This is a genomic window from Westiellopsis prolifica IICB1 (assembly GCF_004323185.1).
GTDB lineage: Bacteria > Cyanobacteriota > Cyanobacteriia > Cyanobacteriales > Nostocaceae > Pelatocladus > Pelatocladus prolificus_A.
This window is the reverse complement of the sequence record NZ_NAPS01000003.1, coordinates 208785-224231: the sequence shown is the minus strand read 5'-3', so window position 1 is coordinate 224231 and position 15447 is coordinate 208785. Positions and strand designations below refer to the sequence as shown.

7 protein-coding genes are annotated in these 15447 nt (G+C 42.2%); all 7 read right to left on the bottom strand.

What is annotated here, in order from left to right; translation table 11 throughout:
- Entirely contained in the window at positions 1 to 6843 is a 6843-nt protein-coding gene (locus B4U84_RS26465) for a type I polyketide synthase (RefSeq protein ID WP_165490363.1), read from the bottom strand.
- An 85-nt stretch (positions 6844 to 6928) separates the two neighbouring features.
- Positions 6929 to 9442: a type I polyketide synthase gene (locus tag B4U84_RS26460; protein ID WP_131121164.1), complete on the bottom strand. Its 2514-nt coding sequence runs from the start codon at positions 9440 to 9442 to the stop codon at positions 6929 to 6931.
- Positions 9443 to 9535: 93 nt separating this feature from the next.
- The gene (locus B4U84_RS26455) at positions 9536 to 9796 is read right to left on the bottom strand and encodes a phosphopantetheine-binding protein (protein ID WP_131121163.1); all 261 of its coding nucleotides are present in this window, start codon (positions 9794 to 9796) and stop codon (positions 9536 to 9538) included.
- 130 nt (positions 9797 to 9926) lie between these two features.
- Complete coding sequence (locus B4U84_RS26450; RefSeq protein ID WP_131121162.1) at positions 9927 to 10676, bottom strand: polyketide synthase; 750 nt, start codon at positions 10674 to 10676, stop codon at positions 9927 to 9929.
- Between the two features lie 4 nt (positions 10677 to 10680).
- Positions 10681 to 11460, bottom strand: a complete 780-nt coding sequence (locus tag B4U84_RS26445; protein WP_131121161.1) for an enoyl-CoA hydratase/isomerase family protein — start codon at positions 11458 to 11460, stop codon at positions 10681 to 10683.
- Positions 11460 to 12686: a hydroxymethylglutaryl-CoA synthase family protein gene (locus B4U84_RS26440; RefSeq protein WP_131121160.1), complete on the bottom strand. Its 1227-nt coding sequence runs from the start codon at positions 12684 to 12686 to the stop codon at positions 11460 to 11462. Before B4U84_RS26440 ends, B4U84_RS26445 begins: the two co-directional genes overlap by 1 nt.
- A gap of 21 nt (positions 12687 to 12707) precedes the next feature.
- Complete coding sequence (locus B4U84_RS26435) at positions 12708 to 15443, bottom strand: type I polyketide synthase (RefSeq protein ID WP_131121159.1); 2736 nt, start codon at positions 15441 to 15443, stop codon at positions 12708 to 12710.
- Positions 15444 to 15447 lie beyond the last annotated feature (4 nt).

Here is a 15447-nt window from a genome sequence, read left to right as displayed (position 1 = left end):
CTAACCCAATGTTGCTAGTTTTTTGGCCAATAAATCAGCGATTTCGTCTTGGGATAGGCTTTCCAAAAGTTCAGCTTTCCCATCCACTTCTTGCGCTTGTTGTAACTCTGCACTAGATTTTGAGGAAAACTCTAAAGTCAGCACTTCCCGAATCAAATAATCTGCAACTGCTTCTACTGTTGGATTGTCAAAAGCTAGCGTTGAAGGCAGCGAACACGCCAAAGTTTTTTGCAAGCGATTTCGTAACTCTACAGACATTAATGAATCCATCCCTTGCTCGAAAAACCCCTGCTGTGGATTTATCGTCTGCGATCGATTTAAGCCCAAAACTGTAGCGACGTGAGAGCAGACATGAACTATCAAATAAGCGCGGCGATTATCAGCAGCGACAGCTTCCAATTGTTGGAGAAACTCAGATTGTTGCTCTGTTGGCTGTTCGGATAATTGCTGGAAATTAGCCAAGAACGACCAATTAGACCATGTATCAGATTGTTCCTGAAATTGTGACCAGTTAATCGGTACTACCCCAACTTGTGTAGCAGACTGTGAGAACAACAGTTCTAGGACTTCCAGTACTTCTTGAGGAGCAATGGTTCCGGTTCCCCTCATTTTCCCTTGTCCACTTGTTTGGCGTTCGGCGAAAGCTCCTACCTGTGCGACTGCTCCCCAGTTAATACTGAGTCCTGGTAGCCCTTGCCCTTGACGATAATGAGCTAGTGCATCCAGAAAAGCGTTTGCAGCAGCATGGTTAGATTGACCGGGAGAGCCTAGTAAAGATGCAACAGACGAAAACAGCACAAAGAAGTCTAGAGGCTGATGTAAAGTCAGAGTATGCAAATTCCAAGCTCCTTGCACTTTAGGTGCCATCACCTTTTCCAGACGTTCCCACGATTGCTGCAAGACGATTGCATCATCCAAAACACCAGCAGCATGAATTATACCTCGTAACGGTGGCAATGCATTTTCTTCTATCTGTGAAAGTACTCGCGCGAGTTGCTCAGTTTGTGCAACATCAGCTTCAGCCACGAGTACTTTTGCTCCAGCTTGTTGTAGTTCCTGTAACTGTGCGTTGACATGAGGTGAAGGCTGGCTACGTCCTACTAAGACTAATTGCCTTGCTCCATGTTCTACCATCCAACCAGCGACGAGCAAACCGAGTCCACCTAACCCACCAGTAATTAAATAAGTTCCATCCTCACGAAATGGCAACTGATATTTACTTGCCGCTGTTTTAATCGGTTGAAAAGACTCTAGCCTTGCTACGTATCGCTTCTGGTTACAAAAAGCCACTTGATCTTCATTAGTTGTGCTAAACCAAATTTCTTCCAATAGAGCTTGTGCTGTATCGGTTATGGTTTCTGAATCGACATCCACTCGCACACACTTAAGTTCTGGATGTTCTTGGGCAATTACCTTACCCATACCCCATAAAGGGGATTGAGTGAGTCCAGGCACAAAAGACTGAGTTATAGCCATAGCCCCTTGAGTCACTAGCCACAAACATGGGGGTTGTGTCAATCTTGCCTGCAACAAAGCTTGGACTAAATATAATGCGCTGCCACAACTACACTCGTGAGATAGTTTTAAATCTTGACAAGTTAAAGCTGGTTGTGATTTGATTGCGTCCAAGCTCCATAAATGGACTACTCCATGCAGAGGAAGCTGGTGATTTTGCACTGCTTGTAACAGCTGTTGCCAATCGTGGGGATGGGCTGGGTTAATGTAAAATTGGTGTTTTCCTATCGATTGATACTGCTTGCCAGGAAAGACAATGCTACAAACCTCGCCACGAGCTAGTAGCTGAGTGGTTAATTGCTGACCTAAACCTTGCTGATCTGCCAGAATCAGCCAGTGCCTCGGCAGTGAAGTTGGTATGACTTCCGATGTTTGCAGCTGAGGAGCTTGAGCCACTATCACTGCTGAAGGCACTTCCCTTGCAGAAGTGAATTCATTCTCTGCAACTGTGATAACCTCTTGCCATCCCATTTCCAGTAATAGTTTCTGCCATTGAGAGCAGGGAATTAATGGGTAGTTAGGACGTAAATCTCGATCAGTAAATCGCCACCAACCCTCAGTCAACCCAAAGATTAAATCTGCCCAACGTTGACGACCAGTACCCTCTAAGAGGACGAGCATTCCTCTTGCCGTAAGCAATTTTTGTATGTGATTCAAGCTTTGTTGTAAATCTGCAGTAGCATGAATGACATGAGCTGCCAGAATAATATCAAATTGATGAGGAGTAAAGCCTTGGGCGACAGGATCAGCTTCTATATCCAAAACTTGATAGCTGACAAACGGGTAATTCTGGTACTTGTTCGCTGCTTTTGTAGTGAATGCAGTACTGATATCCGTAAATACATATTCAGTTTGTTCAGGGTTCAGGTGTGGCAGGAGGTAGGAGGTTGTACCGCCAGTACCAGCACCAATTTCTAACACCCGTACACTACGTCTAAGGGGTAATTGCTCTAGAATTAAGGCGATCGCTTTTTGAACCAGGGAATTCATAATCTGTGCCCCTGGAGAATCCTGATATAATTGAGTAGTTGTAGTCAAATCTCCTTCAGGAAACAATAACTGTATGGGGTCAGATTTGCCGCGAAGAACTAATGCCAGTTGAGAACCACAACGCTGTAGTAAGGTGAGTTCAGCTTTTGCCGTTGGGTACTTAGCAACCAGGGAACTCCACATTTGATCGGGACTCTGTATTGTGGGTGTCTGTACAACTTCCCAATCTTGACCCCAAGACTGTAGTATCCCCTCTTCCGCTAGCATTTCCAGCAGCCGATTGAGTAAGTGATGGTGTTGATTGACTATGCCTAACTGTTGAGCAAGTGCAGTAGTGGAGAAGCGCTCCTGGAGTGAAAAATCCCATCCTAGTTGCTGAAAAGCACTGATCACATAAACTAAGCTCAAAGCTTCCAATTGATGCAATCCTTCCGCATAAACTTCTACAATTGGTTGAGCCATCATCTGTGACCTTGCCGATTGGAGGCGATTGCAGATTTGTTTAGGAGTCTGTAGATAGTCTGGTGATAGTTGTTGGCTCCACAATGCCTGTGATTGCCACCCTATTTGGTATAACCAAGAATGCACCGATTTTTGCTTATGACTCAACAAAAGATCGCGATCAGCTCGCTGCACTCGTAGCCCTGACACCATGGCAATCAGTTGTCCTTCTATTGTGAATAAACGTACTGTTGCTTTCAATATCTTTTGATGAGAACTTGGAATTGAATCTACTTGGACATGGCTCAAAATGCGGCTAGCTGGACGCTGATAAATATGTAAGCGCTCTAAGCCTATTGGTAAATAAGTTTCTAATTGACCAACCTGTGGGATGGCAGCCCCAACTACCTGGAAACAAGCATCTAGTAAGACTGGATGCAGCTTGTAATCTCCAGATCCTTCTACTAATTCTGCTGCTAATCGAATTTGACCGAGGGCTTCCCCTGTTTCTGGGTGTCGCCAGAGTTGCTCAATTGCTTGAAAGCTATGACTATACTCAAGTCCCTGCTGTTGCAGTTGTTGGTAGTAGTCAGTTACAGATATCTCTTGGGCGCACTGGGCTTGCACTCTTGCTAAGTCAACTGGTGCTAATTCTGAGTCTTGTTTCTGCACTCGCACCCTTCCAGAAGCATGTAAAACCCAATTGTTTTGATCTGCGTCTGACTGTGGATGCCAGCTAAATATTTGAAACAAATACTCCTTGTCAGCTTGTGGCGTCAAACTTAACTGCAATGTCTGAACTTCGTCTGCTGGTAATAACAAAGCTTGTTGAATAGAGACATCTTCTAACATCAAGTCATCGGATTTAAATACCTGTGTCCCAGCAGCCAATGCCATCTCAATATATCCAGCACCAGGAAATATCGACTGCTCATATACGCAGTGGTGTTCCAAGTAAGCAGGTACATCTCGACGGATTTGGGCTTCAAAGCGAATCTCTTGAGAATCTGCTATATAGAGCCTTTGACCCAGTAAAGGGTGATTGTTTTGGCATATGGCACCACGATGAGCCAAAAATTGTGTTTTCTGACTGGTAATGTTAGTTTTCTCAATCCAGTAGCGCTGGCGTTGCCAGGGATAAGTTGGTAGTACAAGACGAGGACGAGAATAATCTTTGTCAAAAGCTGACCAATCTACTACTATTCCTTGTACATATAACCGTGCCAAGCTTTGAAGTATCTGTTGCCAATCTGAACCATTTGAACGCAGACTAGGCAACCACACGCCGATCTCATCAGGCAAGCATTGTCTCCCCATGCCCAACAAGGTTGGCTTCGGTCCACACTCTACAAATACCTCATAACCCTCTTGGTATAAGGTTTTCATACTTGCGGCAAACTGTACGGATTGCAAAACATGAGTTAACCAGTACTCAGGATTTGCTATCTCTGCATTTGCCCACTGTCCTGTGAGGTTGGAAATTAGATTGATCTGCGGACTAGAGTAAGTGACTTGTCGGGCAACTTTCTCAAACTCTGCAAGCATTGGTTTCATCAAAGGGGAGTGAAAGGCATGAGAAACTTTTAGCTTAGTTGTCTTCACCCCCTCTGCTTCCAAAATAGTCACGACTGTTTGTACAGCCTGACGCTCACCCGAAATGACCACATTTTGTGGGCCATTAATGGCGGCGATTGCCAAAGGCACTGCGCTCCGTGCAATTGCTAAGTTCTGCACATATAGTTCAATAGCAGCTTTCACCTTTATTTCATCTGCCATCACGACCACCATTTCCCCGTTTGGAGAAAGTGCCTGCATTAACCGTCCTCTCAAGGCTACCAGCTTTAGTCCATCTTCCAGGCTGAATACCCCTGCTACAGTTGCGGCAACATATTCACCTACACTATGACCCATAACAGCAGAGGGTTGGATACCCCAGGATGTCCACAACTGGAACAGAGCATATTCCAAGGCAAATAGAGCGCTTTGTGTATAAGCTGTTTCTTCCAAAAAGGGACTTGTACCAGATTCAGGGAACAGCACCTTCAACAATGGCTTTTCTAAGTAGGGACGGAGGATTTCATCACAGCGGTCAAGGGTAGCACGGAAAGTTGGTTGAGTAGAGTAGAGTTGTTTTCCCATATCTGCATACTGGGAACCCTGACCAGTGAATAAAAAAGCTACTTTGGGCGGTCTGGTATGCTGCCCCTGGAAAACGCCTGTGACTTCTTTTCCTGCGATCAATGCTGCTAATATTTCTCGTGCTTGGGTAGACGACTCTGTTAACAAGCATAGTCGATGATTAAAGTGCGATCGCCCAGTATTGGCACTAAAACAGATATCTTCTATATCTAAGGTTGGATGCGTTGCTAAATGGTTTTCATAACAACGCCCTAGCTGCTTGAGGGCTTCTTGGGTCTTTGCTGATAGTGTTAGTAGATGTGCCGGACGTTCCCCTGTAAAATTGTTGGTCGTTTCCGTCACCTTTGTTAAAGGTTCTAATTTTGGTGCCTCTTCTAAGACAACATGAGCATTAGTACCGCTAAAGCCAAAGGAACTGACTCCCGCAATTCGTCGCTTGTCCCCTGAAAGCCAGGGTATTGATTTATTTGCAACCATTAAGGAGTATTGATCCCAGTCAATTAAAGGATTAGGCTGCTGAAAATGCAGATGGGGAGGAATCTCCTCATGTTGTAGAGAAAGCACCACTTTCATTAAACCTGTGACTCCAGCAGCAGCTTCTAGGTGACCAAGATTAGTTTTCACCGAACCAATGAGCAGAGGTTGATCCTCAGAACGGTTTTTGCCCAATACAGTTCCTAAAGCCCTGACTTCAATCGGGTCTCCCAAAGATGTCCCAGTACCATGAGCTTCTACGTAGTTTACCTGAGTTGATTCCACACCTGCATTTTCTAGGGCTTGGCGAATTAAAGTTTGCTGAGACAAACCATTAGGTACTGTCAACCCACTTGTGTAACCATCTTGATTCACCGCAGAACCACGAATTAGAGCTAGGATATTATCTCTATCTGCTAAAGCATCTGATAGGCGTTTGAGGACGACAATGCCACACCCTTCGGAACGAACAATGCCATTGGCTGAAGCATCAAAGGTTTTACAACGACCATCTGGAGATAGCATACGTGCGCGTGAGAAATTAATATGAATTTCTGGCAACAAAATCCGGTTTACACCTCCAGCCAAGGCTAGGTTGCACTCTTTGCTGCGTAAGCTTTGGCAAGCCAAATGAACTGTGACCAAAGAGGAAGAACAAGCAGTATCTACTGCTAAACTTGGTCCTTGTAGACCTAGAAAGTAAGATAAGCGACCTGCGGTAACACTATGAGCAAGGCCGGTTGTTAGGTAAGCATCAATTTCTGTAGCTTCTCTAGCTGTTAAGATTTGATAATAATCATTAGTAGAAATACCAATAAATACTCCTGTTTGGCTACCAGCCAACCCCTCTGGTGCTACACCAGAGTTTTCTAAGGCTTCCCAGCTCACCTCCAATAGCAAGCGTTGTTGGGGGTCAATACTCATAGCTTCTCGAGGAGAGATACCAAAGAAGTGAGAATCTAATTCATGTAACTGTTGATTGATAAATCCACCGTAGCGGGTGTACATCTTTCCAGGAGTATCTGGGTCTGGATCATAGTAAGCATCAATGTCCCATCGGTCTTTAGGTACCTCTGTGATGGCATCTACCCCATTATGCAAGAGTTGCCAGAATGCTTCTGGGTTATTTACGCCTCCAGGAAAGCGACAGCCTAATCCAATAATGGCAATTGGTTCTGTCTTCGCTTTTTCTAAAGTATTGAGCTTGGCTTTTACCTGCTTAAGTTGAAGCAGTGCCTTTTTCATTAATAACTCGTAATTTGTATTTTCCGAATTTTTATTCATAAAACAGTTCTATAAAACTTATCTCTAAATTGCCGATTCTACGTTTGCTTTAAATACGTTGGCTTCAAGATAATAACTTTGTAGTTCAATAAAGTTCACTCTCTTCAGTAGCTGCCAGTTCTTGAGCAAGTAAGTTGGCGACTTCTTCTTTAGAAAGTTCTTCTAAAGTTGCTGACAGTTCAGCATTCTCATCTACATTCTGTATGTCAATAAAGTTTGAGGTTAACTCCAGTGAAGGTAATTCCTGAATTAAATAATTAACAAGTGCTTCAATGGTAGGACAGTCAAAGGCTATACTTGCAGGAAGAGAGCATCCTAAACTGATTTTTAATTGATTTCTCAACTCTACAGATTTGAGTGAATCCATTCCCAAGTTGAAAAATCCTTGCTTAATGTCTATGGGTTTGGATGGATCTAAATCTAAAATTTTAGCTACTTGAGAACAAATATGTACTTGTAATAACTCTTTGCGATTATACAAAGGTGCTGCATTGAGTTTTTGAAGAAACTTAGGTTGCCTCTGGAGTAATGATTCAGAGGCTTCTTGTAAATAGGTAGAATTTTGTACTTTTGATACTAAATCTGCAAGATAAGGTTTGAGCAATAGCAGCAGTTGATCTGGTGGCACCGCTAACAAAACTTGCCACAATTGTTGGCTCTCTACATCATCGGAATTCTCTAAATACTGGATGAGTTGGTTTAACAGTGACTTTTGGGATTGGTGCGGTTTTCCGAGTCTAGCTTGCTGGGATGCTTCTGTCTCGTGCCAATAACGCGATCGCTGCCAAGGATAAGTAGGCAGCTTGACAAAACGACCACCTTGTGGGTAAAGATGGTTCCAATCTACTGAATCTCCAGAAATATATAATTTGCTGATATTTTTTAACAAAATGGTTTGCTCTGTTTCCTTATCTTCTTTATCTATAGTGTAATTATTAGAGAAAGCCTGGACCGATTCTAAATAGATTTCTCCTGACAGAAAACTTTTGAGCTGTTCCATAAGGTCTTTTTTGGAACGAACCAACAATATCAATCGATACTTATGATGGCTTCTACGTAAGCTAGCAGTATAGCAAATATCCAATAATGAGGTTTTGGAACTAGAGCCTTCATCTGCTAAAAAGTCTAAATAAGCACGAGCAAAGGCTAGAAGCGCTTCAGGGCTACGAGCAGACAGAGGAAATAGTTTTAATTGGCTATCAACATAAGCTTTTTCCTTGATTTGTGCATCAGGAAGTTGAGTTAACGAGGTTTTTTGGAAAGTATTTACACTTTCCAGAACTAGGTGAGCATTTGTACCACCTATTGCATAGGAATTGACACTAGCAAAGCGGGAACTATTGCCAGTTTCCGGCCATGATTTTAAGGATTGTGGCACCTGCAAACGCAATTTCTCAAAAGGAATTTTGGAATTTGGCGTCTGAAAATGCAAGCTTGGTGGAATTTGACCGTGCTTTAAAGCCAATGTTGTTTTAATCAAACTCGTGATACCTGCTGCTGATTCAAGATGTCCAATATTTGTTTTCACTGAACCAACAAAGCAGTAGTCTCCCGGAAGACGATGCTGACCCACCACAGAACCAATAGCATTTGCTTCAATCACATCCCCTACTGGTGAACCTGTACCTTGAGCTTCAACATATTGAACTTGTTCTGGTGGTATTCCTGCCTGCTCATAGGCTTCTCGAATTGCGGTTTCTAAAGCCAAACCTTTAGGAGCCATGATTCCTTCTTTGCTGCCATCTTGATTAACTACAATACTTCGGATAACAGCATAAATTGGATCGTTATCAGCTAAGGCATTTGACAGAGGCTTTAAAACTATAATACCAGAACCCTCAGCCCGGACAAAACCATCAGCGTGTGCATCAAAGCTTTTGCAACGACCATCAGCAGAGAATAAAAATGCACGACTCATTCCTATAGCTGTTTCTGGTTTCAGGATGACATTTACACCTCCTGCCAAAGCAGCCGTACAATCACCGCTCCAAAGACTTTGGCAGGCGAGATGTACGCTAACGAGTGATGAAGAGCAAGCAGTATCAATGACCATACTTGGTCCTTGAAAATTAAATAAGTAGGAGATCCGGTTAGCTACCATGTTTGTCGCCAACCCAGTGGTCGAGTATGCGTTCAGTAAATTGTGGTTACTCACCTCCAACTGTAGATGGCAGTAATCATGGTTTGATATACCAATAAATACACCAATTTTCGTACCTGCAAGATGTTCCGGGATCTGTCCAGCATCCTCTAAAGCTTCCCAAACAACCTCAAGCAATATTCGTTGTTGAGGATCTATATAAGCCGCTTCTTGGCGTGAGATACCAAAGAATTTGGCATCAAATTGGTCTATGTGTTTTATGAATCCACCCCAACGGCTATAGATTTTGCCTGGTTCGGCAGGGTCTGGATTGTAGAAATTATCTACGTACCAGCGGTCTGCTGGTACCTCAGTAATAGCATCTACACCATCTCTTAGTAGTTTCCAAAAATCCTCTGGACTGTTGACACCACCAGGCAAGCGGCAACCAATGCCAATGATTGCGATTGGTTCTTTTTTATAACTGTGCAACTTACCATGTTCATAATTCTGAGTCATGAGCTACTCCCAAAAAACACGACTACCTTGGCGATCGCTCTTCGGATGGTTGCTTCGTAAATCGTCCGAGTTTTGACGTATTTGCTAATGCATTTAATTTCCTACAGATGTGCTATTTTGAAACTTACTAAATAGCTCTACTAAGTCATTAACATTACTCAAATTGGCTAGCTCTGTTCTAGGAATTTTAATTTTCAATTCACGCATTGAGGAAGAAACAACTTCGACAACATCTAAACTTTCAGCTCCATAAGCTGACATCGGTTTTTCCGGGTCAATTTCAATGTCCTCAAGACCATCTATATTGAGCTTAATATTTTTGACAACGACTTTTAGTATCTGTTCTCGTTCCATTGCTTGTGTCCTACTATTTTAGGTTATATGAATTAGTCACCATGAACTGCGTAGACCAGGATGCATGAAAACCTGCGTACGTACTTATTAACTTTTACTCAGCACTCAGCACTTTTTCAAGTCAGCTGCTTTAGCTTAAATAAGTAGCTTCTATGTAATCTGTAGCACTTGGGTAACTAAAACAAATTTTGTGCATTAAATGTTCATGATATGCAGCCTCTTGAAGAGCCTGTTGTCGCGGTAGAGATATGGTGTCTTTGAGCATTTCGAGAACATGTCTTGGTTTTTCTGCTATTCTTCTTGCTATGTCCAGAGTTACACTCATCACTTCTTCAGAGGACACAACATAATTGAACAAGCCTCTATCTTTGAGTTCTCTACCTTTGTAAAATTTTGCAGTCAGTAGCATCTCATTGGCAAAATAACTTCCAACTAATGCTGGTAATAGAGAAGTTGCACCCATGCCAGGGGTGAACCCCAAGTCTGTAAAATTAACCCCATATCGACTACTTTCAGATGCTACCAAAATATCGCAACAAAGAGCAAACATTAATCCTCCTCCTAATGCATGTCCCTGCAAGGCACCTATAAGTGGTACAGGAAAGCTAAGAATTTTGTTGATCACTGGAATAAGTAAATTTTTGACATCAGTCTTTCCATGAGAAATTTGTTGGAGAATTTCCAGTGAACCTCCAGCACAGAAAATTTCTTCATAACCTGTAAGAATCAGTACCTTAAGTGTGGGCTTTGCAGCAAGAGTCTCTAAAGCAATCAAGAATTCCCTTAAAAGTTCTTTGCTCAGGCGATTCTTATTTTCATGATCGTTAATTTTAAGCTGAAAAATTCCTTCCTCAATATTGGTTACTAAAATTTTAGTCATTCATTTAACCCTTATATTTTTGAAACCATGGAGGAGTGAATCCCTGGGCAAAGGTTTGGATTCCTGCAACAACTTCTGGCTGTTCTAACCATGAAATCAGTTGATGAATAGCAAATTTCTTTTGTAGAGGGAACTTCTTAAATTCCAACTTTTCAAGATATCGTTTAGTTTCAGCTATGGCTTGAGGGGAAGCACGAAATAGCCGTTTTAATTGTTGATTGAGCTGTTGAGTCATTTCTCCAACAGCAACGACTTCATCGACGAGTCCAATTTCCTTTGCTTCTGAGGTCGTGATGCTACAAGTACTCAAAGCCATATATTTCAACCGCGCTGGCGATAGACGGCGCAATAGAAATGGCGCTATGAGCGCAGGAATCATGCCTACAATCACTTCTGATAACATGAAGCCAACATTCTCATTAGCTAATACCAAATCGCAAGCTGCTACTAGACCAACACCACCAGCAGTTACATTTCCTTCTATACTAGCAATCACTGGTCGGCTAGAGCTATGGATCAAACTTAAACAATCCAAAAACATTGTACATAGCTCTGATTTTTCATGACCATCAATCCAGCTTGTTTCTAAGTCAAATCCTTTGCAAAAATCAGAACCTTCTGCCGAGATAATAATGACCCGGCAAGACTCATCAGTGGTAGCTTGTTGGAGGAATTGATTGAGATAAAAAACCGATTTACAATTAATTGTATTGCCTAATTGAGGTGCTGCTAATGTAATCCAAGCGACACCTGAAGTTAGTTCATATTTAATAGGTTTTGACATTAACTCCACTCGTATCTCCTGTGGTAGTTTTCTAATTGCTTCAGCACTAAAAGTCCTTGACCTTCATACATCTTTTCATAAGCTGCATTTGTGGTAAGATTGCGTTCCGGTTCATAGTCAGAGCAATCAATATACTTTTCTCTCTCGATTTCAATTTCTTCATACTCCTCTATCGTTAAATGCATCCGTTCATTAAGATGTCGCTCAAGATTAAGCGCTGCTACCCTTTCTTGAGCTGTGGAACCAATAAAACCACTATAAAACTCACCTTGGCAACCGGAACCATAAGCGAATAACGATATTCTATCTCTTGGATTGAGATTTGTAGATGAATTTAGTAAACCTAGTAAACAAAGGAAGTTAGAACCTCCGTAGAAAGCACCAATTTGTTTGGCAAAATAAATGCTTTCTTTGACTTTTTGCTGATAATTTTGTTTGAAACTTGCTTTATCTTGTATGTTAAATCTACTTATTATTGTGCGATGAGCCTGAAGTGGCATACCTGGGAAAGGAGCGTGATAAATGTGCTTTTTAAAATCAGCATCATAATCTACTTGACCAACTATTTGTTCGTAGTTTTCATAAGCTCCATCCAATGCATCAAGATATGAGTAAACGCTTATTTGATCGTTGATCATTTCAACTTTGGCAGTAGGACGAAAAGTGTCATAAATCTCATTCATCCAGTAGCCAGCTTTTTCTAATTCAATTTCAAGAATTTGGGGATGATCGCTGACTAGCATGGCAACTGCACCACCACCACCCAAATGTTCAAATTCAGTCCCTACAGCGTTGCGGCTGATATCTGCATTTATAACCAAAGCCTTTTTCCCAGGACGGATACCAGAAGCGACCCAGGAAGCAGCCATTTTCAATCCGCCTGTGCAACCATAACAGGCTTGTTTAACCTCCAAGTTGCGACAATTAGCTGGCAAGTTGCAAAAACGATGCACCCAACTTGATATAGATTTACCAAAATCAACCGCAGATTCAGTACCAACAATAAGTAGCTCAATATCTTTAACATCTTCTGGTGATAAAAGCTTTTTTGCAGCATTAACTGCCAAAGTTACAGCATCTTCATAAGCTGGATAAACTGAGCGACGCTCACACATTAAGTTATTAACAATGTAATTTAAGTCTAGACCTCTGACCTCTGCTAACTCGGCTATATCAAGATAGAAGCGCCCTGCATATAAACTGATTTTCTCTATTCCTACAGGCATTTTAACTTTATCCTTTAGCTTCTAATAAGTTCTTATTTCCTCTGGTTCCAGCCAACATCGTTTTCGTTGAAATGGATAGGTAGGTAGTGCTACTCGGTTTCTTACATAGTCTTGGTCAAATCCAACCCAATTGACGTCAATACCATTGAGGTAAATTGTTTTGAGACTGTCTAAAAGTGTTACCCAGTTATCCTGTTCTTTCTTCAAAGAGGCTAACCAAGTCGCAGTTGCTTTTGGTAGACCTTGCTTACACCTGTGAATCAAGTCATCCGTTGGGCCAATTTCTAGAAACAGTTCATAACCTTGAGCTACTAAAGTCTGCACTCCTTGATGAAAAATCATTGGCTCTGGTGTGTAGTGATGCCAATGATTCGCATCTGGAACCTCTCCAAAGGGAATTATTTTCCCTGTCAGCCGAGAAATGAGTGTTAGATGTGGAGCAGTAAACTTCATGGAATCTACACTCTGCTCATACTCCACAACGACTTTAGATTTAGAGGAATTGACGGCAGCAATAGAGACTGAGTTTTGGTGAAAACTCACTGCTTCAGTCGTCAGTGATTTTTCAGCAGGTACCGCTGCTACTTTTGCTTTGCCTAGTTGCTCCTTTATTATTCTCTCACGTTTAGCCATCAACCGAAGTCCGTCTTCAAGGCTGAAAACTCCAGCAACACAGGCTGCTACATATTCTCCCACATCATAACCAATAACAGCATCTGGTTCTATTCCCCAAGAACGCCATAATTGAGCTAACGCGTACTCTAGGGCAAACAATGGTGACTGAGTATAGGATGTTTCATTCAGGGCTGAAAATTCTCTAGATTCTGGATAGAGAACTGATAGGAGGGGTTGTTGCAAATAAGAGCGCAACAATTCATCGCATTGATCTAAAATTTTCTGGAAGGTGGGCTGAGTAGCGTAGAGCTGGCGTCCCATCTGTATGTATTGAGTTCCTTGCCCAGAAAATAGAAAAGCTATCTTTGGACGATTCTGTCTTGAGACTTGATTTTGCAAGTAGCCGTTAGTCTCGTGAGCAGTGGCGAAAGCAATCAACTGCTTTTGCAAAGTTTCAGGAGAATCAGCAACAATTGCTAGGCGATAATCAAAATGCGATCGCCCAGTATTAGCTGTAAAGCAGATATCTGGCAAAGAAGGAAACTCTTTTTTGTCTTTCTTGGAATCTTCTGCTATATGACGCTCGTAGCGATTTGCAAGTTCTTTGAGAGCCTGATCTTTTTTCGCTGACAGAGTTAAAATGTGCAGAGGGCGTTCAACTAAAGATTTTAAATTTTGTAGCTGCTCAAATTGTGAACTGGTAGATGATTTATCATCTATCAATGATTCTAAATAGTCAGTCTTCAATCCTAAATCAGTAGATGCTTCTTCTAGTACCACATGAACATTTGTCCCTCCAACGCCAAAGGAGCTGACACCAGCAAATCTTTGTTGATTTGTTGTTTCAATTAACCAAGGCTGTAACTGAGTTGGAATTGCAAATGGGCTATTTTTTAAGTCAATGTGCGGATTCAGCTGCTTTAAATGCAAATTAGGTGGTATTTGTTTATACTGTAAAGACAGTACCACTTTAATAAGACCTGCGATACCAGCCGCCGCTTCCAAATGACCAATGTTAGTCTTGACTGAGCCAATCCAGCATAACTGCTTTGATGAACGCCCTTGAGTCAGTACACCTTTGAGAGAATGAACCTCAATTGGATCTCCAAGAGGAGTTCCTGTACCGTGAGCTTCTACATAACTAATTTGACTTGGTTTTACTCCAGCTTGTGACAGAGCTTGACGCATAACTGCTTGTTGAGCCAGACCATTAGGTGCACTCAACCCAATACTGCGACCATCCTGATTAACTGCCGAACCTGGAATTAGTGCAAGAATGCGATCGCCATCTTCTAGAGCATCACACAGACGCTTGAGAACAATCATTCCGCAACCTTCTGAGCGCACATAACCGTCACCAGACGCATCGAAGGTCTTGCAGCGACCATCTGAAGCCATCATACCAGCTTGGGATAAGGTGATAGCTAATTCTGGTATCAAAATAACATTTACACCACCGACCAAAGCTAAATTTGACTCTCTTGTTCGTAAGCTTTGGCATCCTAGATGAACTGCAGTCAGCGAAGATGAGCAGGCGGTGTCTACTGTTACGCTAGGTCCCTGCCAATCAAACAAGTAAGACAAGCGATTGGCAGCAATGCTATTTGCAATTCCTGTACCTCCTCGTGTCGGAGGGTTGAGCAAGGACTTGTAATAATCTGCACTAGCAATCCCAACAAAGACACTTGTTTTACTACCAGCAATTCGCTCTGGAGCAATTCCAGCATTTTCCAAAGCTTCCCAAGTCACTTCTAGAAGCAGGCGTTGTTGTGGGTCCATAACTGACGCCTCACCTCTTGAGAGACCAAAAAAATGAGGATCAAACTGATCAATCCCGTTCAAAAAGCCACCCCAACGGGTATTCATTTTATCAAGGCTTTCTAAATTTGGGTCGTAGTATGCATTAACATTCCATCGGTCTGTTGGTACTTCTTGAATTGCATCTACTCCATGAGACAGCATTTGCCAAAAAGTTTCTGGGTTATCAGCTCCTCCAGGAAATTTGCAACCCATCCCAATAATAGCGATTGGCTCTTTTTTCTCTTGCTCCAATGTCTTGATTTTGGATTGCATTTCTTCAATTTCGACCAGAGCATCTCGTAGTAAAACGCTGTAGTCTTGAGCTTCTGGATTCTGACCCATTCTC